Origin of the sequence: Streptomyces apocyni, from assembly GCF_009739465.1 — a bacterium.
Classification (GTDB): domain Bacteria; phylum Actinomycetota; class Actinomycetes; order Streptomycetales; family Streptomycetaceae; genus Streptomyces; species Streptomyces apocyni.
The window spans coordinates 91,785-116,676 of sequence record NZ_WHOM01000065.1; the positions used below are offsets into that span (position 1 = coordinate 91,785).

Below are 24,892 nucleotides of genomic sequence, written 5' to 3' on the forward strand. Positions count from 1 at the left end.
GTGCCACAGTGCGCCCACACATGCGGTAGACGCTTCCTGATATCGGGTATGTGCTGATTAACCCCATGAAACCGGACAGGTTCTTGCTGATCTTGGGAAGTGGTCGGCGTGCTCGAGACCGACGGCGACTGCGCCGAGTGGACCTTCCCTGCCGACCCGGGGGTCGTGCGCACCGCTCGCCACCGGGTCCGCGCGCAACTCCTCGCCTGGCGCCTCGAAGGGCTCACCGATGTGACGGTCCTGCTGGTAAGCGAGCTGGTCACGAACTCTCTGCGGCACGCGTCAGGCCCCATCGGCGTACGTCTTCAGCGGCCGTCGAGCCCCACCGGATCGCTCCTGGTCGAGGTGTCCGACCCGCTTCCCGACCCGCCGCACGAACGCGACGCCGCAGCCGAGGACGAGGGTGGCCGCGGGCTGCGGCTGGTCGCCTGCTCCGCGCGTCGCTGGGGGACCCGGCGCGGCAAGACCGGCAAGGCGGTGTGGTTCGAGCTGCCGTTGACTGGTGAGTAATGGGGAGAGGGCCCGGTTGACTTGCTCTCGGCCACTCGGCTCAAAATAGACGGAAGTGACGGGTGGTGTGAACGCGGTGTTGTATGCGGCCGTAGTGCTGGATACTGCGGGCAAGCCGCTGGTGGTGGTTCCTGGTCCGTGGCTGTGAAGCGGAAGGCGGGCGCGTGAGCGAAATACCGGCCGGGTCGTGGGCACCCGGGGAGCCGCCGGGCGACATCATGTGGCAGGTCAGCCCGCCCGGCTCGATCTACGACTACATCAAGGTCGCTTCCTTCTCCCTCAGCGCCGACGGGCTGATCGACCAGTGGTCGCGGCGTGCGGAGCAGCTGTTCTCCGTGCCCGCCGAGGACGCCGTCGGCAAGGACCCGATCGAGGCGTTCGTCCCCGCCGAGCTGCGCGATCTCGGGCACCGCAAGGTCGCCGAGATTCTCGACGGCAAGGAGTGGACCGGCGTCGTACCCTTCCGGCTGGCCGCCGATGGCCACCTGGACGGCGTCGCCGAGGTCTATGTGATGCCGACCCAGACGCCCGAGGGTGAGCGGGCCGCCGTCTGCATCGTCGTCGATGTCCGGGCGCTGCGTCGCATCGAGACCGATCTTGCCGCTTCGCAGGCGATATTCGGACAATCCCCGTTCGGATTTCTCCTGTTTGGTACGGACCTGAGGGTGCAGCGGGCGAACCGGCGGTTCGCCACCGTCTTCGGCGGCGCGGCCGAAGATCACCGGGGCCGTACCGTCCACGACTATCTGCCCCGCCAGGAGGCCGACCGGATGGCCGCCGCCCTGGAGCGCGTCCTGCGGACCGGCGAAGCGGTCACCGAGATGCAGCTCGTCGGCCCGGCGCCCGGATCCTCCGAACGCCGTCAGTGGTCGATCAACCTGTACCGCGTCCACAGCGGCGGCGGCCACCCGGTCGGCGTCGCCGGACTCGGGATCGACGTCACCCGGCGGCACGCCGCCGCCCGCGAGGCCGCCCACGCCCGCCGTAACCTTGCCCTGCTCAACGAGGCCGGCGCCAGGATCGGCAACTCCCTCAACCTGGAGACCACCGCCCGCGAACTCCTCGACGTGGCCGTACCCGTCTTCTGCGACCTGGCGTCGGTCGACCTCTACCAGGGCCTCCTCGACGGCGACGAGGCCCCGCCCGGACTCGTCGACGGCAGCGCCGAGCTGCGCCGGGTCGCCTTCGCCAGCGCTGTGTCGGACGCGCCACTGGACGAGGAGGAGGAGCCGGTAGCCGCCGGAGCCGTCCACCGCTACGCCTTCAACTCGCCCTGCGCGCGGGCGCTGCGTACCGCCCGCCCGGTGACCATCCCCGGCGACGAGCGCGGCCTGGTCCGCTCCACGCTCGCCGTGCCGATGGTCGCGCACGACACCGTCGTCGGCCTGGTCCGCTTCTCCCGGACCAAGGGGAGCGAGCCCTTCGGCGAACGGGACCGCTCGCTCGCCGTGGAGCTGGCCGCCCGCGCCGCTGTCTGCATCGACAACGCCCGGCTCTACCGCCGCGAGCACGAGCGGGCGCTGATCCTCCAGCGCTCCCTGCTGCCACCCGGTGACCCGGAGGCCGCGGGCCTGGACATCGCCTGCCGCTATCTGCCGGGCAACGCCGCGACCGAGGTCGGCGGCGACTGGTTCGACGTCATCGAGCTGCCGGGACACCGTACGGCGCTGGTGGTCGGCGACGTCATGGGCCGCGGGCTGCGGGCCGCCGTCGCGATGGGTGAACTCCGCACCGCCGTACGCACTTTGGCGCTGCTCGACCTGGAACCCGCCGAGGTGCTCTCCGCCCTGGACGAGGTCGCGCGCGGCCTCGGCACACCGTGGGGCACCGGGGCCCAGCGCGGCGATACGGGCGCCGCGTCAGGTACTGCTTCGGCTGCTTTGGGCGGGGCTTCGGACGGGGCTTCCGGTGGCACCCAGCAGGCCGTCCGCGCCGCCCGCCAGCCGCACGGCGCCGACCCCGCCGAGGTGTACCTCGCGACCTGCGTGTACGCCGTCTACGACCCGGTCACCCGCCGCTGCACCTTCGCCAACGCCGGTCACCTGCCGCCCGTCCTGGTCGAACCGGACGAGTCCGCGCTGATGCTCGACGTACCGCCGGGCATGCCGCTCGGCGTGGGCGGCGAACCCTTCGAGGAGGTGGAGGTCGAACTCCCCGAAGACGCCCTCCTCGCGCTCTACACCGACGGCCTGGTCGAATCCCGCGACCACCCGCTCGACGAGGGCCTGGACGCCTTCCGCGCCGCCCTCACCCACCCCGCGCGTCCCCTGGAGGACGTCTGCGACCACGTCCTGAGCACCCTCGACACCCGGCACGGCGAGGACGACATCGCCCTGCTCATGGCCCGCGTACGGGGGCTGCCCGCCGACGCCGTCGGCGACTGGACGCTGCCGCGCGAGCCGCGCTCGGTGGGCCGGGCCCGCGAGTACACCCGTACCCGACTGGACTCCTGGGGTCTGGGGCCCCTGGTCGACACGACCGAACTGCTGGTCAGCGAGCTCGTCACCAACGCACTGCGCTACGGCGAGGGGGACATCCGGCTCCGGCTGCTGCTCGACCGCACGCTGGTGTGCGAGGTGTGGGACGCGGGCCTGGTCCAGCCGCGCCGCCGCCGGGCCCGCGACACCGACGAGGGCGGCCGCGGGCTGCAACTGGTCGGACTGCTCAGCGCGTCCTGGGGCTCACGCCGCACCCCACGCGGCAAGACGGTCTGGTTCGAACTGCCCCTCCCGGACGCCAACGGCACCACCGAACCCACAGTAGAAGCCCTGCTAAGCATGTACTGAGTCATCGCCCCGCGATCACCGCAAGCATCAATTGAGCAACCCAAACGGCGAGAACCACGTCCGCGAGAGCGGCGCCGGTTTAGGCGCAAAGGGGGGCGCCCCTGCGGGCGCGGGTCTCGCTGCCGCCGAAGCTGGCCGGGGCGTGCCCGCTCAGGAGGATGCCGCCGAGTATCGCGGCGGCGGTGCCCGCGTCGCCCAAGGGGGCGCCGCTCACGCCCGCGTGCCCGGTCACGTCGCGGGCCGCCAGCCGTCCGGCCTGGCTGGCCAGTGCGTCCGCCTGGCGCGCCTGGTCCAGCGCGTCCCACGGAGCGGACGAGGTGAGCGCGGCGGCCCGGTCGAGATGCCGCCGGGCCTCCGCGAGCCGGGTCCTGGCCTGGCTGCCCACCGCGCCACGATGCGTCGTGACGTGGTCCGCCACCGCGCCGACGTTGCTGCGCGCGACGAGCACCGCCCGGTCGAGCAGGAGCAGGGCATGCCGGGCGCCGCGGTCCGGATCCGACTTCTCCCGCGCCCGGGCCAGCGCCTGGTCGAGCGCCGCGTCGGCCTCGGCGACCCGCCGCAGCGCGCCGACCGGGTCGTGCCGCCCCGCGGCCAGGTCCTCCCTTACTTCCGCGACAGCCGCCTCGGCGCGCGCGATGTGCTCGCGCAGCTCGGCGCTGGGGGTGCCGGTGGTGGTGCCCGTCAGCAGGCCGCGGGCGTCGGCGAGGTCGGACTCGGTGTCGGCCAGCGCGCCGGGAAGCCTGCCGGTCGCCTCCGCGAGTTCCCGGGCCAGCCGGTCCACGGAGTCGACCAGCGTGCCCGCCTGGTCCACGGCGCTCTCCGCCGCGCGCAGCCGTCCGGCGGCCGCGCCACGGTCGCCCGCTGCCAGCGCCTGCCGGGCCTCGCCCAGCTGGGCGGTGGTGAACACCAGCCGCGCCTTCGCCTCACCGACCCGGCCGGACACGGGCGCCACCGCCGCCCCGGTGTACCGGGCGGCCAGCGCGCCGTACGTGGCCTCCGCGATGTCCGTACGCCCCGCCACCTCGCGGAACACCCGCTCGGCGTGATCCAGCGCGTCCGGCAGGGTCCGCTCCAGCGCGCGCAGCTGGTCGAAGCCCGCCGACGCGGCGTCCAGGCGGGCGCCCGCCTCCCCACAGCGCGCGATGATCTCTCTGAGCATGCGCCGACTGGTCGGGTCGTCCCCGGGAGCGTCGTCCAGCCGCTGCCGCACCCGGAAGGCCACGGTCAGTTCCTCCCGCGCGTGCGCCACCGCCCGTGCGAAGGGCCGCACGGCCGCGTCCCCGAACTGCGCCTTGGCGAAGCCGAGTTCCTCCGCGCTGGTCAGGATCGCGTCGTCGGTCCGTACGAGCAGCCGCCTGGACTCCGCGTCCAGCTCTGCCACCGGCGCGGGCGGCGGACCCACGGCCCCGGCCTGCCCGCCCGGCGTGGTCCGGGTGGCGGCCCGCCTGCGACGCTTGACGTACGCGTACGCCGCCAGCGCGCCCGCGCACCCCACCGCGATCACGGGCAGCACCACATCGCCGCCGAGCTCCTCGCCCGGCCCCTGAGCCGGGCCCGGGGCCTGCGCCGCTCCGCTGACCGGCGCCGGACCGCCGACCCGCGCCGCCTCGCTGACCTGCGCGCCGACGGCCGGGGCGGGCGCCAGCCAGCACGCCGCCGCCAGCAGCGCCGCGCCGGCCGCCCGGACGGCTCTGCGGGGCAGCGAACGGGTTGACGTCACATTTCGGAGCGTATGGCCGGATCTTCCCGGTCGCGACCGGGGGACCGTCCCTCCTCTCCGATCTACTGCCCGCGCCGCCGGATCTTGTTCCCGAGCCACACCAGCGGGTCGTACTTGCGATCCACCGCCCGCTCCTTCAGCGGGATCAGCGCGTTGTCGGTGATCCGGATGTTCTCGGGGCACACCTCGGTGCAGCACTTGGTGATGTTGCAGTATCCGAGCCCATGCTCGTCCTGCGCCGCGGTCTTACGGTCCAGACCGGCCTCGTCCGCCGCGTCCAGGGGATGCATATCCAGCTCCGCCACCCGCATCAGGAACCGCGGCCCCGCGAACGCCCGCTTGTTCTCCTCGTGGTCGCGCACCACATGACAGGTGTCCTGGCACAGGAAGCACTCAATGCACTTACGGAACTCCTGCGAGCGGTCCACATCCTCCTGCCACATCCGGTACTCACCGGGCTTCACCCCCTCGGGCGGCACGAACGACGGCACCTCCCGCGCCTTCGCGTAGTTGAAGGACACGTCCGTCACCAGGTCCCGCACCACCGGAAACGCCCGCAGCGGTGTCACCGTGATCGTCTCGTCCCGCGAGAAGACCGACATCCGGGTCATACAGAGCAGCTGTGGCCGTCCGTTGATCTCCGCGCTGCACGACCCGCACTTACCGGCCTTGCAGTTCCAGCGCACCGCGAGGTCGGGGGCCTGGGTCGCCTGGAGCCGGTGGATGATGTCGAGCACCACCTCACCCTCGTGCACCTCCACCGTGAAGTCCTCCAGGGCACCGCCCTGGGTGTCTCCACGCCAGACCTTGAACGTCGCGTCGTATGAGGTCGATGCGGCCGTGGTCATTCGAAGAGCTCCTCTTCGGCGAGGTACTTGACCAGCTCCTCCTTCTCGAAGAGGGCGAGCAGGTCGGGACGGATGGGCTCGGTCTCGCTACGGGTGAGCCTGATCTGACCGCGGGCCGGATCGACGGCCAACGGATCGGCTGCCTCCGGATCGCTGCCGGTATCGGCCAGGTGGCACAGCAGATTGGCCCGGCGCCAGCCGCGGTCCATCGCCGGGAAGTCGTCCCGGGTGTGACCGCCACGACTCTCGGTGCGCTCCAGGGCGGCGCGCGCCACGCACTCGCTGACCAGCAGCATGTTCCGCAGGTCGAGGGCGAGGTGCCAGCCGGGGTTGAACTGCCGGTGCCCCTCGACCCCGGCCCGGCGCGCCCGCGCCCGTAGATCGCCCAGCTTGTGCAGTGCCTCGGCCATCTCGGACTCGCGGCGGATGATGCCGACCAGGTCGTTCATGACCTGCTGGAGTTCCTGGTGCAGGGTGTACGGGTTCTCCGGCGGCTTGCCGTCGGCGCTGCCGGGCGCCGGGCCCTCGGCGGAGAACGGCCGCAGCGCTTCGGCCGCCGCGGCGTCGATCTGCGCCGCGTCGATCTGTGCCTCATCCCCCGTCGGATGTTCAGCCGCGTACTCGGCGGCGTGCAGTCCGGCGCGCCGCCCGAAGACCAGCAGGTCGGACAGGGAGTTACCGCCGAGCCGGTTGGAGCCGTGCATCCCGCCCGCCACCTCGCCCGCCGCGAAAAGGCCGGGCACGCCGACGGTGGCCGCCGTGTCGGAGTCGACCGCGACACCGCCCATCACGTAGTGGCAGGTCGGCCCGACCTCCATCGCCTCGGCCGTGATGTCGACGTCCGCCAGTTCCTTGAACTGGTGGTACATGGACGGGAGTCGGCGCCGGATCACGTCGGCGGGCATCCGGGTCGACACGTCCAGGAACACTCCGCCGTGCGGGGAGCCACGGCCCTCCTTGACCTCGGAGTTGATGGCGCGGGCCACCTCGTCACGGGGGAGCAGCTCGGGGGGACGCCGGTTGTTGTCCGGGTCGTCGTACCAGCGGTCGCCCTCTTCCTCGGACTGGGCGTACTTCTCCTTGAAGACGTCCGGCACGTAGTCGAACATGAACCGCTTGCCCTCGGAGTTGCGCAGCACCCCGCCGTCGCCGCGTACCGACTCGGTGACCAGCAGGCCCTTCACGGACGGCGGCCAGATCATGCCCGTCGGATGGAACTGCACGAACTCCATGTTGAGCAGCGGGGCGCCGGCCAGCAGCGCCAGCGCGTGCCCGTCGCCCGTGTACTCCCAGGAGTTGGACGTCACCTTGAAGGACTTGCCGATGCCTCCGGTGGCGATCACCACCGACGGCGCTTCCAGGACGAAGAACCGCCCCGACTCCCGTTCGTAGCAGAAGACACCGCCGACCGAGCCGTCCTCCTTCTTCAGGACGCGGGTGACCGTGCACTCCTGGAAGATCTTCAACCGGCCCTCGTAGTCCCCGAGTTCCTTCTCATCCTCCTGCTGGAGCGACACGATCTTCTGCTGGAGTGTACGGATCAGCTCCAGGCCCGTACGGTCCCCGACATGCGCCAGGCGCGGGTACTCATGCCCGCCGAAGTTCCGCTGGGAGATCTTCCCGTCGCCGGTCCGGTCGAAGAGCGCGCCCCAGGTCTCCAGCTCCCACACCCGGTCCGGGGCCTCCCGCGCGTGCAGTTCGGCCATCCGCCACTGGTTGAGGAACTTGCCGCCGCGCATTGTGTCGCGGAAGTGGACCTGCCAGTTGTCGCCCTCGTTGACATTGGCCATGGCCGCCGCGATGCCGCCTTCGGCCATCACCGTATGGGCCTTGCCGAACAGCGACTTGCAGATCACGGCGGTACGCGCCCCCCGTTCCCGCGCCTCGATCGCGGCCCGCAGTCCGGCGCCGCCCGCGCCCACCACGACCACGTCCCACTGCTGACGCTCCACTTGAGACATCTACGGCGCACCATCCCTTTGAATCTTCTAGAAGAGTTTCGGGTCGGAGAAGGCGCCGCTGGCGAGGAGATAGACGTAGAAGTCGGCGAGCGCCACGCTGATGAGCGAGGCCCAGGCCAGCAGCATGTGACGGTTGTTCAACGTGCCGACCCAGCCCCACAGCCGGTACCGCACGGGGTGCTGGGAGAAGTGCTTCAACCGGCCGCCCATGATGTGCCGACAGGAGTGGCAGGACAGGGTGTAGAGCCAGATCAGCACGATGTTGACCAGGAAGACGAGGGTGCCGAGACCCATATGGCCCCACTCGTAGTCCTCGTTGCGGAAGCCGAGCGCGGTGTCGTACGTGAGGATGCTGGCCACCAGCAGGGCCGCGTAGAAGAAGTACCGGTGGCTGTTCTGGAGCACCAGCGGGAAGCGGGTCTCGCCGGAGTACTGCTGGTGCGGCTCGGCGACCGCGCAGGCCGGTGGTGAGGCCCAGAAGCCGCGGTAGTAGGCCTTGCGGTAGTAGTAGCAGGTCAGCCGGAAGCCGAGCGGGAAGATCAGGATGATCAGCGCGGGGGACAGGCCCCACCAGCTCCCGAAGAGCGCCCAGTTGGGCCCGCCGCGCATGGGCTCGCAGTTGTCCGCGAGGCAGGGTGAGTAGAACGGTGACACGTAGGGCGCCGCGTAGTAGTCGGCGTTCGCGAAGGCCCGCCAGGTCGAGTAGACGATGAAGGCGAGCAGTCCGGCGGCGGTCGCGGCGGGCGCCAGCCACCAACGGTCGGTACGCAGATGAGGGGCGGCGATGGCGGCGCGCGAGGCGCCCCGTACGCCGCCCTGGCCTTGGCCGGTATCGGCTTGGGGGTCGGTACTGGTAGCCAACGAATTCTCCCGGGGGGAACCTGGTTCTCCAGTCGGTCAGGGACTGCCGGTCAGGGGTGGCCGGTCAGCGGTGGCCGGTCAGGGGGCGTGGCGATCGCGGGCGCCCAGGCCCTCGTCGTCGAGGTCGTCGATTCCCGCCCACATGGCGCGGTCGTACGGGGTGTCGGGGATCGTGACCATCCCCTCGGACGCCGACGACGCCGGGGCCTTGGCGCCCTGGGCTGCCGGGGCGGCGGCGGTGGCCGCGCGCAGCAGCTCCACGCTCTCGCGCAGATGGTCGGTGTCGGTGCGTACCCGACGGATGTCCAGGCTCGCGCCGACCTGCTGCTCCAGCCTTCCGACGGAGCGCACCAGGTCGTCCAGGCTGCGCTGAACCGCCGTCAAATCATCTTGCAGGGACATGATGTGCCCTACCTTCCGCAGTTGCGGTGCTGATGACATGCGCCTGCGAGTGTTGCGCCTCACATCCACCGTTGTGAAGGGATCTGCGCGGAATACCGCCTCCGGAGCTACATACGCGCTCTTGTGTACGGGTCGCGACTGTGATTGGTCCGCACGGGTGGGGTTCTGCGCTTCCGCCGACGTGTCGCCGCCCCACGTGGGTCCCGGTCACCTTCAGTGGAGCGATAGGTGTGATCAACCCCTTATATCGTCACAGAACCTACGATAACGCACCAACCCGGCCCATACCGGTAGTGGCGGCCGGGCCAGCCCCGGAGGTACCACCCATGTCCCACGACGGCGCCAGACTCCGATCCGTACGAGGGGGCGCGTCAGGAGTCCGGACACGCGCCCGGAGAGCGGCCGCGTTCCTCACGACGGGCGCGCTCGCCCTGCCCGCCCTGACCGGCTGTGGATCGGGCGGCGAGTCCCACGCCACGCTGGTGCCCCAGGACATCGCACCGGCCGCGCGGAGTCTGGTCGCGGACGGGGGCAAGGTGGCGTGGGCGGTCGACGCGATGCCCGAGACGCTCAACACCTTCCAGGCTGACGCCGATTCGGCAACCGCGCACATCGTGGGCGCCGTACTGCCGTCGATGTACACCATGGACAGCAAGGGCCAGGTCGAGCGCAACGCCGACTACCTGGAGAAGGCCGAGGTCGTCGAGCAGGAGCCCAAGCAGGTCGTGCTCTACCAGCTCAACCAGGAGGCGGTCTGGAGCGACGGCCGGGAGATCGGCGCCGCCGACTTCGCCGCCCAGTGGCGCGCCCTGTCCGGCAAGGACAGCGCGTACTGGACCGCGCGCAACGCCGGGTACGACCGGATCGAGAAGATCGAACGCGGCGCCAACGACCTGGAGGTCCGGGTCACCTTCCGCAAGCCGTACGCCGACTGGCGGTCGCTGTTCTCCCCGCTGTACCCCAAGGACGTGATGGGTACCCCGGACTCCTTCAACGACGGGGCCCGCCGCAAGCTCAAGAACACCGCGGGTCCCTTCCGGATCGGCAAGATGGACCGGAAGAAGGGCGAGACCACGCTCGTCCGCAACCCGCGCTGGTGGGGCAGCCCCGCCAAGCTGGAGAAGCTGGTCTTCCGCGCGGTACCGCCCGAGAAGCGGGCCGCCGCACTCGCCGCGGGCACCGTCGACCTGGCCGACATCAGCACCGGCGTGGCCGACCGGATCGCGCTGGCCGTACGGGACGCGGGCCGCAAGGGCCCACTCACCCACGGCCCCGGCACCGACCTCACCCCGGCCCAGGCGCTGCGCTCCTGGGCGATCGCCAACGGCGCGGGTGCCGAGGACGACGCCGAAGCCGACGAGAAGGCCGAAGCCGAACGTGAGGCGCGCGAGAAGAACCAGGCCGCCATCAAGAAGTACGCCGACGAGCAGCGCGCCCTACGCGGCTTCAAGGTCCGCAAGTCCCTGGAACCGGCCTACACGCAACTGGCGCTGAACGGCGCCGACGGCCCCCTCGCCGATGAGCGGGTGCGCCGCGCGGTGGCCCGCGCGATCGACCGTACCGAGATCGCCAAGGCGGTACTGGGACCGCTCGGCCTGCCCGCCGAGCCGGTCGGCAGCCATCTCGCGCTGGCGGGCCAGCGGGCGTACGCCGACAACAGCGGGGCGCTTGGCGAGCAGGACACGGCTGAGGCGCGGGCGCTGCTGGCGGACGCGGGCTGGTCGCAGGGCGGCGCGGCGAAGGACGGGACGGCGGGCAGTAAGAAGGAGTCCGACAAGGAGGAAGAGGAGAAAGAGGAGCAGGGGAAGAAGGGGAACGAAGAAGAGGAAGAGAAGAAGGAGAAGAAAGAGAAGGAAGAGGAGTCCGACAAGACAGATAAGACCGACAAAGACTCCGACTCCGACTCCGGCGACGGCCGGTACATCGTCGGCCAGGAGGACGGCAAGCCCGGCAGCGAGGAGCCCGAGGGCGCCAAGGAGAACCAGCAGGCGCAGCCGGGTGGCGCCCCCGGCGCGTACGCCCCCAAGGGCACCGCCGCCCCCAGCCCGGCAGGTGGTCCGGTCACCAAGGAGGGCAAGCCGCTGACACTGCGGTTCGTGCTTCCCTCCGGGCCCGGCTCGGAGACGCTGCGCGCGGTCGGCGCGAAGGTGTCGAAGATGCTGGAGCGCATCGGCATCCGCACCGAGACGGCCAAGGTCAAGGACGCCAGCTACTTCAAGGACCACATCGCCTCCGGCGAGTACGACCTGGCCCTGTACTCCTGGCCCGCCTCCGCCTTCCCGGCCACCGACGCCCGTCCGATCTTCGCCAAGCCGCAGCCCGCGGCCGACGGCTCCCTCAACGTCGAGCAGAACTACACCCGGGTCGGCACCGACCACATCGACCAGCTCTTCGAGCAGGCCATCAGCGAGCTGGACGAGGAGGCGGCGCGTGACCTGGTCAAGCAGGCCGACGCCCGTATCTGGGCCGCCGCCGGATCGATTCCGCTCTACCAGCGCCCCGAGCTCGTCGCGGCGAAGCCCCGGCTGGCGAACGCGGGCGCCTTCGGCTTCGAGTCGCCGCGCTACCAGGACATCGGCTTCCTGAAGCCGGGGACCAAGCCAGCCCAGGGCGGCGAGCCGGCCAAGAAGGTGGACAAGAAGGTGGACAAGAAGGAAGGCAAGCCCGAAAACGGCTGAGCGAGGAGATCCCTTAGCTCAGAGTTCACTCAATTCGCTTGCCCGCCGGTCCACCCGGCGGGCAAGCTCGTTTCCACACCCATTGACCTGTGCTTTTCCCCATCTCACACGCCCCCCGGAGGCCACCTCCGTCAAGGCGACGTACGATGGGGTACGGCCGTGGCATGTCTGCCCGGCGAGGCCCGCGTACCGGACTGGACGCGTGGCATCCACGATTCCGGGAGAAGCGCCGCAAGTATGCCCACCCGCCACGACATTCGTAACGTCGCCATCGTCGCCCACGTCGACCACGGCAAGACCACCCTCGTCGACGGCATGCTCAAGCAGGCCGGGGCCTTCGCCGCCCACGCCGCTGAGAACCTCGACGACCGGATGATGGACTCGAACGACCTGGAGCGTGAGAAGGGCATCACGATCCTCGCCAAGAACACGGCGGTGAAGTACCACCCCAAGGACGGCGGCGAGCCGATCACGATCAACATCATCGACACCCCCGGCCACGCCGACTTCGGTGGCGAGGTCGAGCGTGGTCTGTCGATGGTGGACGCCGTCGTCCTGCTGGTCGACGCGTCTGAGGGCCCGCTGCCGCAGACCCGCTTCGTGCTCCGCAAGGCGCTCCAGGCGAAGATGCCGGTCATCCTCTGCATCAACAAGACCGACCGTCCGGACTCCCGGATCGCCGAGGTCATCGACGAGACGTACGACCTCTTCCTCGACCTGGACGCCACCGAGGAGCAGATCGAGTTCCCGATCGTCTACGCCTGCGCCCGTGACGGCGTAGCGTCGCTGACCAAGCCCGAGGACGGCACCGTCCCGGCGGACAGCGACAACCTGGAGCCGTTCTTCACCACCATCCTGGAGACCGTCCCGGCCCCCGAGTACGACGAGAGCGCCCCCCTTCAGGCGCACGTCACCAACCTCGACGCGGACAACTTCCTCGGCCGTATCGCGCTGTGCCGCGTCGAGCAGGGCGAGCTGAAGAAGGGCCAGACCGTCACCTGGATCAAGCGTGACGGTACGCAGTCCAACGTCCGCATCACCGAGCTGATGATGACCGAGGCGCTCACCCGCAAGCCCGCCGAGAAGGCCGGTCCGGGCGACATCTGCGCTATCGCGGGCATCGCGGACATCATGATCGGCGAGACCCTGGCCGACCCCGAGAACCCGATCGCGCTGCCGCTGATCACGGTCGACGAGCCCGCGATCTCCATGACCATCGGTACGAACACCTCGCCGCTGGTCGGCAAGGGCGGCAAGGGCCACAAGGTCACCGCCCGTCAGGTGAAGGACCGCCTGGACAAGGAGCTCATCGGCAACGTCTCGCTCCGCGTCCTGAACACCGAGCGTCCCGACGCCTGGGAGGTCCAGGGCCGTGGCGAGCTGGCGCTGGCCATCCTGGTCGAGCAGATGCGCCGTGAGGGCTTCGAGCTGACCGTCGGCAAGCCGGAGGTCGTCACCAAGCAGATCGACGGCAAGACGCACGAGCCGATCGAGCGCATGACGATCGACTGCCCCGAGGAGCACCTCGGCGCCATCACCCAGCTCATGGCGACCCGTAAGGGCCGTATGGAGACCATGACCAACCACGGCTCGGGCTGGATCCGCATGGAGTGGATCGTCCCGTCCCGTGGCCTGATCGGCTTCCGTACGGAGTTCCTGACCCAGACCCGTGGCACCGGCATCGCGCACTCCATCTTCGAGGGCCACGAGCCGTGGTTCGGCGACCTGCGCACCCGTCACAACGGCTCGCTGGTCGCGGACCGCGCGGGCTCGGTGACGCCGTTCGCGATGGTCAACCTGCAGGAGCGCGGTGTCATCTTCACCGAGGCGGGCACCGAGGTCTACGAGGGCATGATCATCGGCGAGAACTCGCGCGCCGACGACATGGACGTGAACATCACCAAGGAGAAGAAGCTCACCAACATGCGCGCGGCCTCCGCGGACACCACCGAGAACGTGGTCCCGGCCCGCAAGCTGTCGCTTGAGCAGTCCCTGGAGTTCTGCCGCGACGACGAGTGCATCGAGGTGACCCCGGAGACGGTCCGTATCCGCAAGGTCGTCCTGGACCAGAAGCTGCGCGGCCGCGCGGCCTCCAAGGCCAAGCACGGCTGACCTGGCACCGATCTGCCACTGAGACGGACTGGTCTGCCACTGACCCACCACTGATCTGCCAGGTGGGCAGCGAGATTTGACCCACAGTTTCCTCACAGACATGGCCCGACTCCACGCCGACACGGCGTAGAGTCGGGCCAGTTTGCGTCCGGGGGTGCCGCGCGCTACGAGCGCGCGATGACGAGCGCCGGCTGTCGCCGTCGGCGACGAACGATCACTCCCCGTGGCCCGATCCGCAACTGGTTTTCCGTCGCGAGACGTCCGGTAGTCGGATTTACCTGACCGATAGATGTGTAACGAGTCCGTTTCGGGGTCATCTATCTCGGATCGGTTTGTCCATATTTCGGAAGAAGTAACCAGCAGGTGTGATCGAACCGAGACCAAAACACTGTGGTCGGGCGGAAGTCGATGGCTAATAGTTGAGCGCGTAGAGCTCGGGTCAATGGGTCACGCGCCGTGGGGGAGCGTCGACTCGCGAGCACTAGAGGTGCCTACCTCGACCGTCAGGGGTGTCGGTCAGGCGAACGGCACCTTCTCTCGTAATGAACGAGTGGACTCAAGAGGAGGAAGCCCATGTCCAGTGCCACAAGCGCTCAGTGGGCCGCGAAGTCCCCTGTGGTACCCGCGGTCGGTCTCATCCAGTGTGTCTCGGCGAACGGCGCTGGCGTGCATGGCGGACTGCTCTGACGGTCCCCGGCCCATCGGCCGATCTGTGACCTCAGAGCGCTTCACCTCCCTCCGGGCGGCGGACCAGAATGCCCTCCTGGGTTTGTCTCCGCGCGTTTCGGTGAGTGGTGTCGTAGCTCTTGATCCTCCAACTGCCAGTCGGCGCGGGGTCGTTGGCAGCTGAACACCTGTGAAATGGACAAATCATGACGAGTCCAGTTGAGGCCGAGGACGCCCAGGCGTCCACTGCCTTGGACGAAGAGACCGAGTCGAAGGCGGATGGCAAGGAGACCAAGGGCCATACCGGCCGCTCGCCTGGCCAGCTGATGTGGGCGCGCTTCAAGCGCGACCGTACGGGCGTGGTCTGCGCCTGGGTGGTGATCGCCTACTTCGCGATCGCGCTGCTGGCGCCGGTGATCTCCTGGCTCTACGGCAAGGACCCGTACACGCTGTACGCGCTGGAGCCGGACTACCCGTTCCTGCTCGACGACTTCGAGATGCCTGCCGGCGATCTGGGCGGTATGTCCGGAGAGTTCTGGTTCGGTGTTGAGCCCGTCATCGGGCGCGATGTGTTCACCATGCTGCTGTACGGCATGCGGACATCGCTCTTCATGGCCTTCATCATCACCTTCCTGAGCGTGGCCACCGGCGTACTGATCGGCATGGTCAGTGGCTTCTTCGGCGGCAAGGTCGACTACTGGCTGGGGCGGACCACGGACTTCTTCCTGGCCTTCCCGAGCCAGCTGTTCTTCATCGCCTTCATGCCGATCGTGATCGCCCTGTTCGTCGACCCGGCCGACGAGACCCCGACCTATCTACGCGCCGTCGCGATGGTCCTGGTGACGTGGTTCCTCGGCTGGATGGGCATGGCCCGTCTGGTGCGCAGCTCGGTACTGTCGCTGCGCGAGCGTGAGTTCGTCGAGGCCGCCAAGGTCTCGGGTGCGTCCCGGTGGCGGATCGTCCGCAAGGAGATCCTCCCGAACATCGTCACTCCGATCCTGGTGCAGGGCACCTACATGCTGCCCAGCGCCATCCTGTCCATCGCGTTCCTGTCGTTCGTCGGTGTCGGTTTCGTCGAACCGACGCCCGACTGGGGCCGGATGTTCGCCATCGGTGCCCAGAACTACGAGCAGAACCCCACGTACATGTTCTTCCCGGGTATCGCTCTGTTCGTGTTCGTCCTGGCCTTCAACCTTCTCGGTGACTCGGTCCGCGACGCGTTTGACCCCAAGACCGGACGGTGACGTCCTTCAGCGGGTGGTGGCTGCCACCGCTCGCGCCGGGCAACCGGATCAGGCAGCAGTTCTCGTAAACAAATCTGACAGGTAGGTGCTCGAGCACATGAAGCTCACTCGATCGCGCTCCATGCGCGCCATAGTCGTCGCCGTCGCGGCGGGCTCACTGGCGCTCACCGGCTGCTCCAACGACAACGGCAAGAAGGACAACGGCAAGGACGGCTCCGCGAAGAAGGAAGACGCCGCGAAGCAGTCGAAGCCCGTCGCCTACGGTGACGCCGCTGCCTCCACCGGTCCCGCCAAGGAGGTGGCCGGAGCCCAGTCCGGCGGCACCATCGGTGTCTACCTGCAGTCCGACCTGAGCCACCTGGACCCGGGCCAGATCTACGTGAGTGACGCGGGCCAGTTCTCCCGGCTCACCCACCGCAAGCTGACCAACTTCCTCGAGGACAAGGACGGCAACCTGACCGTCGTCGGTGACATCGCCACCGACTCCGGCCAGTCCTCGAACGGCGGCAAGACCTGGACGTTCACCCTCAAGGACGGCATCAAGGACGACGAGGGCAACGAGATCACCTCGGCCGACGTCCGCCACACCATCGAGCGGATGTACTCGAAGGTCATCTTCGACGGCCCGAGCTTCGTCCAGACCTGGCTCTCCGGCAAGGACTACCGCAAGAAGCTGCCGGACGGCCCGTACAAGGGCAAGCACCTGCCGGACGACGTCCTGGAGACCCCGGACGACAAGACGATCGTCTTCCACTTCGACCAGCCGCGCCCCGACCTGCCGCAGGCGCTGGCGATGGCCGGTTACTCCATCGTTCCCGAGAAGCGGGACACGAAGGAGAAGTACGACAAGGCCCCGGCCGCGCTGGGCCCGTACAAGATCGCTGAGCGTAAGCCCGGCAAGTCCCTGAAGATGGTGAAGAACCCTCACTGGGACCCGAAGACGGACGTGGTCCGCCACCAGTACGTGGACGGCTACGACTTCACCACCACCGTCGAGCAGGCCAGCCAGACCAAGCGTCTGGTCGCCGACCAGGGCGAGGCGAAGAACTTCATCCAGTTCACGACCTCCGTCGACCCGGGGCAGATCCAGGACGTCGTCTCCGACCCCGAGGTCAACAAGCGCACGATCAAGGGCTTCCAGCCCTACGTGTGGCAGATGAACTTCAACCTCAACAAGGACGTCGTCAAGGACAAGAAGGTCCGTGACGCGATCACCTACGCCATCCCGAACAAGTCCATGATCGGGGCCGACGGCGGCAAGTACGGCGGTGAGCTGGCCGGTGGTCTGTTCGCCCCGACCCTGCCGGGCTACGACCCGGAGTACGACCCGTTCGAGAAGTCGAAGACTCCGATGGGCAACATGAAGAAGGCCAAGGAGCTGCTGAAGGAGGCGGGTGTCAAGGAAGGCACCAAGATCACCTACGCCCACGCCAACTCCCCGCGCGCCGAGAAGCAGAAGCTCATCATCAAGCGCACGCTGGAGAAGCTCGGTTTCGACCCCCAGCTCAAGTCGATCGACGCTGCCACGTACTACGAGCAGATCGGCAAGGTCAAGAACCCGTACGACCTCTACATCACCGGCTGGGGCCAGGACTGGCCGTCCCCGGGCACGGTCGTCACCCCCGTCTACGACGGTGACCTGATCTCCGACGGTGCCTCGAACTACTCCCACATCAACGACCCCAAGGTCAACGAGCTCATCCAGCAGGCGCTGACCGAGGAGCCCGAGGTCGCGGCCAAGACCTGGGAGCAGGCGCACCACCGGATCGTCGAGGAGATCAACCCCGCGGCCCCGATCTACTACGCCAAGCAGCTGCAGCTCTTCGGCTCGAACATCGGCGGTGCCCGGTACAGCACCGAGTCGAGCTACGTGAACATCAACGACCTGTACCTGAAGAAGCCGTAATGCCTGACCACGGCTGATCCGTGGGGGTGCGCGCCAGGCGGAGCGCACCCCCACGGACCCACTTCACCCCTCACCACCGCCGCTTCCGAAGAGAGCAGCCGCCCGCCATGCTTCAGTTTCTTATCCGCAGGTTGACCGGCGCCGTCATGATCATGTTCTTGATCGGCGCGTTCACGTTCTTCCTGTTCTACACAGTTCCCCAGGACTTCGCCGCGCTCTCCTGTGGCAAGAACTGCACACCGGAGAACATCGCGGTCATCCGAGAGAACCTCGGCCTCGACAAACCCATCACCACGCAGTTCTGGGAATTCATGGTCGGCATCGTGGCTGGCCGGGACTTCGCCGCCGGGAGCTGCCCAGCCCCCTGCCTCGGACAGTCCTTCGCCTCGGGCGAGTTCGTCTGGGACTCGATCATGGACCGGTTCCCGCTGACGCTGTCGCTGACCATCGGCGGCCTGGTCATCTTCCTGTTCCTGGGCCTGGCCTCGGGTCTGCTCGCCGCATGGAAGCGCGGTACCGCGGTCGACAAGACGGTCAGTGGCGCCTCGATGGTGCTGAGCTCGTTCCAGATCTACTTCCTCGGTCCGATCGTGCTGGGTCTCCTCGTCTACCAAACGGGCTGGATGGAGAACCCCAAGTACCACGAGTTCACCGAGGACCCGCTCGCCTGGGCGGTCGGCCTGCTCATCCCCTGGGCCGTGATGGCCACCATCTTCGTCGCGCAGTACACGCGTATGTCCCGCTCCACGATGATCGAACAGCTCCAGGAGGAGCACGTCCGCACGGCGCGCGCCAAGGGCATGGGACGCAAGTACGTCTTCTTCCGTTACGCCTGGCGCGGTTCGCTCACCCCGATTGTCACTATCATCGGCATGGACCTGAGTTCGCTGCTCGCCGGTGGCGTGGTCACCGAGTTCACCTTCGACCTGGCGGGCATCGGCCGTCTCGCCGTGGAGTCGTCGGTGACCAAGGACCTGCCGCTGACCATGGGCGTGATGATGTTCGGAGCGTTCTTCATCCTGATCCTGAACATCATCGTGGACCTCTGCTACGCCTACATCGACCCGCGCGTGCGCCTCGCCTAGGAGAACGACCGTGACCACACTGACCAAGACCGAAGACACACCGTCCCCGACCGGGTCGGACGCCTTCCTCTCGGTTCGCGACCTGCGGGTGCGGTTCTCCACCGAGGACGGCATCGTCAAAGCGGTGGACGGCCTCTCCTTTGACGTCGAGCGCGGCAAGACGCTGGGCATCGTGGGCGAGTCGGGCTCCGGCAAGTCCGTGACCAACCTGACCGTCCTCGGCCTGCACAACCCCAAGACCTCCACGGTCGAGGGCGAGATCGTCCTGGACGGCCAGGAGCTGACCACCGCGTCCGAGAAGGACATGGAGAAGCTGCGCGGCAACAAGGTCGCGATGATCTTCCAGGACCCGCTGACCGCGTTCTCGCCGTACTACACCATCGGCCGTCAGATCGCCGAGCCGTACATGAAGCACACCGGCGCCTCCAAGAAGGAGGCGAAGGCGCGGACCATCGAGATGCTCGACAGGGTCGGTATCCCGCAGCCCGCGATGCGCTTCAACGACTACCCGCACCAGTACTCCGGTGGTATGCGCCAGCGCGCCATGATCGCCATGGCTCTGATCTGCGACCCCGACCTGCTGATCGCCGACGAGCCGACCACCGCGCTCGACGTGACCGTCCAGGCCCAGATCCTGGACCTGCTCAAGGACCTCCAGCAGGAGTTCGGCTCGGCGATCGTCTTCATCACGCACGACCTGGGCGTCATCTCGCACATGGCCGACGACCTGCTGGTGATGTACGCGGGCCGGGCCGTGGAGCGCGGCAGCGTCCGCGAGGTCCTGCGGGCTCCCCAGCACCCGTACACCTGGGGCCTGTTGAGCTCGATGCCGCGCCTCGGTGGCGACATCAACGAGGAGCTCATGCCGATCCCGGGCTCCCCGCCCAGCCTGCTCAACCCGCCCACCGGATGCGCCTTCAACCCGCGCTGCACCTACGTGGACACGGTCGGCGGCGGCCGGTGCTCCAGTGAGCGGCCGCCGCTCGCCGACGGGCGTGCCGCCGCGTGCCACCTTCCCGTGGACCAGCGGCAGGACATCTTCATCGATCAGATCAAGCCCAGGCTTGGTTAGGGAGACGCTAAGACATGAGCGACAACGTCACTCTGCCCAAGCAGGGTCACTCGGACACGACTGCCACCACGGGTGAGGAACTCCTCACCGTGGAGGGCATGGCCAAGCACTTCCCGATCTACGGCGGCTTCCCGTTCAAGCGCAAGGTCGGTGCCGTCAAGGCCGTGGACGGTGTCGACCTGACCGTCTACAAGGGGGAGAGCCTCGGGCTGGTGGGCGAGTCCGGCTGCGGCAAGTCCACCACCGGACGCCTGATCACCCGCCTCCTGGAGCCCACCGACGGCAAGATCACCTACATGGGCCAGGACATCACGCACGCCAAGCGCAAGGAACTCGCGCCGATCAGGTCCGAGATCCAGATGATCTTCCAGGACCCGTACTCGTCGCTGAACCCGCGGCAAACGGTCGGCTCCATCATCAAGAGCCCGATGGAGGTCAACGGGATCGACCCGCCCGGTGGCCGTGAGACCCGGGTGCGCGAGCTGCTGGAGACCGTCGGTCTCAGCCCCGAGCACTACAACCGCTTCCCGCACGAGTTCTCCGGCGGCCAGCGCCAGCGCATCGGCGTAGCCCGCGCGCTGGCCCTGGAACCGAAGCTGATCATCGCCGACGAGCCGGTCTCGGCCCTCGACGTGTCGATCCAGGCCCAGGTCGTGAACCTTCTCAAGAAGGTTCAGGAAGAGATGGGCATCGCCTTCCTCTTCATCGCCCACGACCTGGCCGTCGTCCGGCACTTCTCGCAGCGCGTGGCCGTCATGTACCTCGGCAAGGTGGTGGAGGTCGGCGACCGCGAGTCGATCTACAACCGCCCACGCCACCCGTACACCCACGCCCTGCTCTCGGCCGTGCCCGAGGTGGAGGTCGAGGGCGACGGCCCGCCGCGCGAGCGCATCCGTCTCGCGGGCGACGTCCCGTCCCCGATCAACCCGCCGTCCGGCTGCCACTTCCGCACCCGCTGCTGGAAGGCGCAGGACAAGTGCGCCACGGACGACCCGCCGCTGGTCCAGATCTCCGGCAACAGCGAAGGCCACCTGACGGCCTGCCACTTCCCGGAGGACCCGATCGTGACGGCCCACGGCAAGGACGTCATCCTTGACCCGGCGCTGGCGGCGCTGGAGGACACCGAGGACTGACCTCTTCCACGTCACCGCGTGCTACGGCCCGCCATCTGGGGTTCCCAGGCGGCGGGCCGTAGTCCGTCCCCGGCCGATGCGGCCTAGGGGCTGTCCGGCGGATCATGCCGGGGTCGCGGGGCGTGGCACGCGCATCTGCCGCGTTGTCGTCAATCACCATCTTCCCCAAGCTCTCGGCTCCGCTCGAGCAGGGGAGGCCCCATTCGCGATGCCTCAATCCTCCGCCTTGCAGCTGCACGCACCACGCCCCGCTCACCAGCACAGACAGCGCACCGAGCGCCCAGTCCGGCCTGATCCGCCGGACAGCCCCTAGAGCTCGTTGAAGGGTGGGATCACGCGGGTGATCGCGATAAGCCGCAGGCGGGGCACGGGCAGTGCGTAGAACCAGCCGTCGGACAGCAGAGGTACCCGGCGTACGCCCCCAGGGACTCCACGGCGTGGGCCTTCCCCGATATCTGTGACGTCGATACCGACCTCGGCGAGGGCGCTCACGCGACTCCCTGCCCGCGCTCGATCCCGGCTTCCGCGCAGGCCGTGTCAAGGATGCGGCCGATCTCGGACGCGATCGCGCGCGCTTCCTCGACGCTGCCCACCGTCGAGGCGCGGGCTTCGAGGGCCCGTAGGCGGGCGGCCTGAGCCGGATGGCGCTCCACGGCGACGTAGACGGCCCACTGCCCCACGAAGCGGCGCATGGGGGCGGCGCTGACCTGTTCACGTGTCTGTTCCAGTGCGGCGGCGCGCTCGGCGTCGAAGGTCGTGAGGGCTTCCGGGGCGAGCATCGCGAGTGCGGCACGCAGGTCCTCGGGCGTGCTGACGGGTTGCGGGGTGACAGGCTCGTCGGCGGCGGAGTGTGCGGCGGTGCTCATGCGCGGGCTCTTAGGTTCGGTACGCCGGGCTTCCCACTGCTCGCCAGCGTTCTGGAGAGGCGGCCGGGAAGCCTGAGCGCTCACGCGAGGTCCCCTTTGAAGGTGGCACCGAGAACTGTGTCGAGGTCGCCGTAGCGCCGTCAGGCGCGCCCCGCCTGCGCGAGAGTGACGTGCCAGCAACGGTGCTGGCGACCACGCCCACCGCTCTCCGAGCCCTACTGCGGAGCGTCGCAGGCGGCAAGGGGGACTACCGGTCCCGCTGAGACCCAGGCCAGTTAGCCTCGTTCCCATGGTGGAGCATCAGGACGAGACCAGGGCGGCCTACGACGGGATCGTCGAGCTGTACGCGTCGATGTTCGCTGACCGGCTGGAGACACAGCCGTTCTCGCGGAACATGATCGGCACCTTCGCCGAGTTGGTGCGCGGGACGGGCAACCCACGGGCAGCCGATGTCGGTTGCGGGCCGGGACATCTGACGGCCATGCTGCACGACCTGGGGCTGCACGCATTCGGGCTCGACCTCTCCCCGGCCATGGTTGACCACGCCCGGCGTGCCCATCCGGCGCTGCGGTTCGACGAGGCGCGGATGGAGGCCCTGCCGGTCGAGGACGGCGCGCTCGGCGGCGTGCTGGCCCACTACTCGATGATCCACACGCCGCCCCCGGAATTGCCCGCGCTGCTCGCCGAGCAGGTGCGTGTCCTGGCGCCCGGGGGCCTGCTCCTGGTCTCGTTCTTCGCGACCGACGGACCGGTGCCGGTCCGCTTCGACCACAAGGTGACGCCCGCCTACAGCTGGCCGGTGGACCGCTTCGCCGAGTTGCTGGCCGATGCCGGTCTCGTCCCCTTCGCCCGCTTGCTCCACGACCCAGCCTCCGAACGAGGCTTCCTCGACGCCCACCTGCTGGCCCGCCGAGGGGTGACTGGAGACTTTGGGACACGGAATTCGGGCAAAGCGGACGCTCCCCTGTCCTAAGTCCGCCGATTACCGGCGCCGCCGGTTGTCTTATGGCGCGGTCTGGGCTGTTGCTGGGGCTAGCCGTCCGGGTCAGTGGCTTCCGTAGCCTCTCCCGGAGGTGAAGTGGAAGGCCAGCTTGGTGGCGTTCCGGCCCTCGAACCGGGTGGGCGTGAGGTCGACGTGCCCGGCGGCGCCGCTGAAGCGTCCGGTGCCGCCGGTCACGGCGAGGGTCATGGGCCCGGCGAGGTCGGCGTTGTCCGCGGCGCCGGAGAACAGCAGGTCGCCCAGGCCGTCGAGTTGCAGCGCGTCGTCCCGCAGGAACCTGCCGTCGAAGAAGCGGATGCGGGTCTGCGCCTGCCCGGCCCGCGCACCGCCCAGGAAGCCGGTGTGCGTCAGCTGCCAGACCTCCCCCGCCCGCCTGCTGTCGGGGTTCCCGAAGACGACCTCGGTGTCGGCCAGGATCACCTCCAGCCGCTGCCGTGGCGGGAGTCGATCCGTCGTGCCTGGGGCGGGCGTGGCGGAGGCCGGAGCCAGCAGGCCGACCGACAGCACCGCGAGAATCGCGGTGAGGGCCAGGCCGGGGCGCCGCAGCGCGGGCGCGATCGCGGAGAGCATGCGGGTTCGGTCCTTCCGGGTGAGGAACGGCGGGCAAGCCCACTGTGCGGAACCCCCGGACGGCAGGACCGTACGAACACACCTCGGCCGCCGCCGTTCACCCGCGCGGCCGGGACGCTGCCCGCCGCCCCTTGTCATGTCGGGCACGCTCGTACGCCGCCCACGAACGAACCGTATGTAACATCCCCGGGGCCCCGAGCGTGTTCAAGGCGGAGGGCCGGAACGACCGGTCCCGAGAAGCGGACCGGGAACGGGGGGAACGGGACAGATGCCGACGCGGTCGGAGGATTTCGACGCGTTCTACACCGCCACGGCCAAACGTCTGGTCGCCACGGTGTACGCCGTGACCGGTGACCTGGCGGAGGCCGAGGATGCCGTGCAGGAGGCGTATGTACGGGCTTGGCAGCGGTGGGAGCGGCTGACACGGGAAGGGGACCCGTTGCCCTGGGTGCGCACGGTCGCCGTACGGCTGGCGATCAGTACCTGGCGCAGAACCCGCAATCGCCTGCTGGCGCAGCTGAGGCACGGGCCGGACACCGACGTGCCCGCGCTGTCGGCCGATCGGGTGGCCCTGATCGATGCCCTGCGGGAACTGCCGCCTCGGCAGCGGCAGGTGGTGGTTCTGCATCACCTGCTGGATCTGCCGGTGGAGCAGGTCGCCCGGGAGGTGGGTGCGTCCAATGGGGCGGTACGCACCCGGCTCAGCCGGGCTCGCAGGACGCTCGGCGAGCGGCTCGCCGACACGAGGCCGAGGCGGCTGACGGAGAGGGTGGTCGGGCATGGCTGAGCTGGAGGAACTGCTGGACGATGTCGTGTTGCGGACACCGAGCGCCGCTCAGGTGCGCCGTCGCGGTGACCTCAGGCGCGCCCGGCGACGGGGCACTCTGGTGGCCGCCGCCGTGGCCTGCGTGGCGGGCGCGGCCTGGATGCTGGCGCCGGGGGGCGGCGGGCATCAGGAGCGGCCAGCAGGGCCGACGCCGACCGTGGTCAAGGAGCCGAACCCCTATCAGGACGGCAATGTGACTGCCCTGCGTGACGCGCATGAGATTCCCCTGTTCGAGAGGTGGGCGTGGAGTCTCGGGACGAGCGCGCCCAGGAGGGTCGCACTTCCGCAAGTGGGCTTCGATGGGGTCTGCCCCGCATCCGAGGCCAACGAGGCCACCCATGGTCGCGGGAATCAGGAGCGGTTCACCTCGGAATTTGTCGGTAAGGAGGACTCCCGGGCTCGTCACCGCCTCGTCACCTACGAGAGCGCCGACGCCGCGTCCGCCGAGCTGTCCAGCCTCCGTAGGCAGATCGAGTCCTGTGGACTGGAGTGGACCGGTTCCGGCACGGGCCCGCGCGGGGGCGCGGACTCACGTTATGAAGGGGAGACGGCCGCGGGTGGGGCCTGGATGCGCGTGGACATCGAGTTCGGCGCACGGTGGGTCTCCGTAGTGGAGATCCAGACCGTCGCGAAGGGCGCGTGAGCC

General features: G+C 69.0%; 20 protein-coding genes and 1 pseudogene. 13 read left to right on the forward strand and 8 right to left on the reverse strand.

Annotated elements, in window-relative coordinates; translation table 11 throughout:
• Nucleotides 1-108 precede the first annotated feature (108 nt).
• On the forward strand, nt 109-510 hold the full coding sequence (locus GCN81_RS19375; protein WP_325065117.1) for an ATP-binding protein: 402 nt from the start codon (nt 109-111) through the stop codon (nt 508-510).
• A gap of 218 nt (nt 511-728) precedes the next feature.
• Nucleotides 729-3,296 carry a SpoIIE family protein phosphatase gene (locus GCN81_RS19380; protein ID WP_156726284.1) on the forward strand — a complete coding sequence of 856 codons (2,568 nt, stop codon included), beginning with the start codon at nt 729-731 and terminating at the stop codon, nt 3,294-3,296.
• A 79-nt stretch (nt 3,297-3,375) separates the two neighbouring features.
• Here the strand turns inward: GCN81_RS19380 and GCN81_RS19385 are convergent, their stop codons facing one another.
• From GCN81_RS19385 to GCN81_RS19405, 5 genes are all read right to left on the reverse strand, one after another.
• Nucleotides 3,376-5,016, reverse strand: a complete 1,641-nt coding sequence (locus GCN81_RS19385; protein ID WP_156725870.1) for a GumC domain-containing protein — start codon at nt 5,014-5,016, stop codon at nt 3,376-3,378.
• A 62-nt stretch (nt 5,017-5,078) separates the two neighbouring features.
• Entirely contained in the window at nt 5,079-5,864 is a 786-nt protein-coding gene (locus tag GCN81_RS19390; RefSeq protein WP_156725871.1) for a succinate dehydrogenase/fumarate reductase iron-sulfur subunit, read from the reverse strand.
• Entirely contained in the window at nt 5,861-7,825 is a 1,965-nt protein-coding gene (locus GCN81_RS19395) for a fumarate reductase/succinate dehydrogenase flavoprotein subunit (RefSeq protein ID WP_156725872.1), read from the reverse strand. The genes GCN81_RS19390 and GCN81_RS19395 overlap by 4 nt, the downstream gene beginning before the upstream one ends.
• A 27-nt stretch (nt 7,826-7,852) precedes the next feature.
• The gene (locus GCN81_RS19400; RefSeq protein ID WP_156725873.1) at nt 7,853-8,686 is read right to left on the reverse strand and encodes a hypothetical protein; all 834 of its coding nucleotides are present in this window, start codon (nt 8,684-8,686) and stop codon (nt 7,853-7,855) included.
• A gap of 78 nt (nt 8,687-8,764) precedes the next feature.
• The gene (locus GCN81_RS19405) at nt 8,765-9,088 is read right to left on the reverse strand and encodes a hypothetical protein (RefSeq protein ID WP_156725874.1); all 324 of its coding nucleotides are present in this window, start codon (nt 9,086-9,088) and stop codon (nt 8,765-8,767) included.
• Between the two features lie 326 nt (nt 9,089-9,414).
• Here GCN81_RS19405 and GCN81_RS19410 point away from each other — a divergent pair, with 326 nt between their 5' ends.
• The 7 genes from GCN81_RS19410 (at nt 9,415) to GCN81_RS19440 (ending at nt 20,984) form a co-directional block, all read left to right on the forward strand.
• Entirely contained in the window at nt 9,415-11,766 is a 2,352-nt protein-coding gene (locus GCN81_RS19410) for an ABC transporter family substrate-binding protein (RefSeq protein WP_156725875.1), read from the forward strand.
• Between the two features lie 237 nt (nt 11,767-12,003).
• A complete protein-coding gene (typA, locus tag GCN81_RS19415; protein WP_156725876.1) occupies nt 12,004-13,878 on the forward strand; it encodes a translational GTPase TypA in 1,875 nt (624 codons plus the stop codon).
• An 872-nt stretch (nt 13,879-14,750) separates the two neighbouring features.
• Nucleotides 14,751-15,788: an ABC transporter permease gene (locus GCN81_RS19420; protein WP_156725877.1), complete on the forward strand. Its 1,038-nt coding sequence runs from the start codon at nt 14,751-14,753 to the stop codon at nt 15,786-15,788.
• Between the two features lie 97 nt (nt 15,789-15,885).
• The gene (locus GCN81_RS19425; RefSeq protein WP_156725878.1) at nt 15,886-17,694 is read left to right on the forward strand and encodes an ABC transporter substrate-binding protein; all 1,809 of its coding nucleotides are present in this window, start codon (nt 15,886-15,888) and stop codon (nt 17,692-17,694) included.
• A gap of 107 nt (nt 17,695-17,801) precedes the next feature.
• Nucleotides 17,802-18,779 carry an ABC transporter permease gene (locus GCN81_RS19430; RefSeq protein WP_156725879.1) on the forward strand — a complete coding sequence of 326 codons (978 nt, stop codon included), beginning with the start codon at nt 17,802-17,804 and terminating at the stop codon, nt 18,777-18,779.
• Nucleotides 18,780-18,789: 10 nt separating this feature from the next.
• The gene (locus GCN81_RS19435) at nt 18,790-19,851 is read left to right on the forward strand and encodes an ABC transporter ATP-binding protein (protein ID WP_156725880.1); all 1,062 of its coding nucleotides are present in this window, start codon (nt 18,790-18,792) and stop codon (nt 19,849-19,851) included.
• 14 nt (nt 19,852-19,865) lie between these two features.
• Nucleotides 19,866-20,984, forward strand: coding sequence for an ABC transporter ATP-binding protein (locus GCN81_RS19440; RefSeq protein ID WP_156725881.1), 1,119 nt, complete (start codon nt 19,866-19,868; stop codon nt 20,982-20,984).
• A gap of 309 nt (nt 20,985-21,293) precedes the next feature.
• On the opposite strand, the gene GCN81_RS19445 is transcribed toward GCN81_RS19440, so the two are convergent.
• Nucleotides 21,294-21,476 carry a hypothetical protein gene (locus tag GCN81_RS19445; RefSeq protein ID WP_231626853.1) on the reverse strand — a complete coding sequence of 61 codons (183 nt, stop codon included), beginning with the start codon at nt 21,474-21,476 and terminating at the stop codon, nt 21,294-21,296.
• A complete protein-coding gene (locus GCN81_RS19450; RefSeq protein ID WP_156725883.1) occupies nt 21,473-21,850 on the reverse strand; it encodes a DUF6247 family protein in 378 nt (125 codons plus the stop codon). Before GCN81_RS19450 ends, GCN81_RS19445 begins: the two co-directional genes overlap by 4 nt.
• 113 nt (nt 21,851-21,963) lie before the next feature.
• Here GCN81_RS19450 and GCN81_RS19455 point away from each other — a divergent pair.
• Both GCN81_RS19455 and GCN81_RS19460 read left to right on the forward strand, forming a co-directional pair.
• Nucleotides 21,964-22,113 (forward strand): annotated as a pseudogene (locus GCN81_RS19455) (DUF397 domain-containing protein); the annotation flags it as partial.
• 26 nt (nt 22,114-22,139) lie between these two features.
• The gene (locus tag GCN81_RS19460; protein WP_156725884.1) at nt 22,140-22,823 is read left to right on the forward strand and encodes a class I SAM-dependent methyltransferase; all 684 of its coding nucleotides are present in this window, start codon (nt 22,140-22,142) and stop codon (nt 22,821-22,823) included.
• Between the two features lie 72 nt (nt 22,824-22,895).
• Here GCN81_RS19460 and GCN81_RS19465 read toward each other — a convergent pair whose 3' ends face one another.
• Nucleotides 22,896-23,420 carry a hypothetical protein gene (locus GCN81_RS19465; RefSeq protein WP_156725885.1) on the reverse strand — a complete coding sequence of 175 codons (525 nt, stop codon included), beginning with the start codon at nt 23,418-23,420 and terminating at the stop codon, nt 22,896-22,898.
• 268 nt (nt 23,421-23,688) lie between these two features.
• Here GCN81_RS19465 and GCN81_RS19470 point away from each other — a divergent pair, with 268 nt between their 5' ends.
• Both GCN81_RS19470 and GCN81_RS19475 read left to right on the forward strand, forming a co-directional pair.
• Nucleotides 23,689-24,207 (forward strand): SigE family RNA polymerase sigma factor, encoded by a 519-nt coding sequence (locus tag GCN81_RS19470; RefSeq protein WP_156725886.1) that lies wholly within the window; start codon nt 23,689-23,691, stop codon nt 24,205-24,207.
• Nucleotides 24,200-24,889: a hypothetical protein gene (locus tag GCN81_RS19475; RefSeq protein ID WP_156725887.1), complete on the forward strand. Its 690-nt coding sequence runs from the start codon at nt 24,200-24,202 to the stop codon at nt 24,887-24,889. The genes GCN81_RS19470 and GCN81_RS19475 overlap by 8 nt, the downstream gene beginning before the upstream one ends.
• The last annotated feature ends 3 nt before the right edge of the window (nt 24,890-24,892 follow it).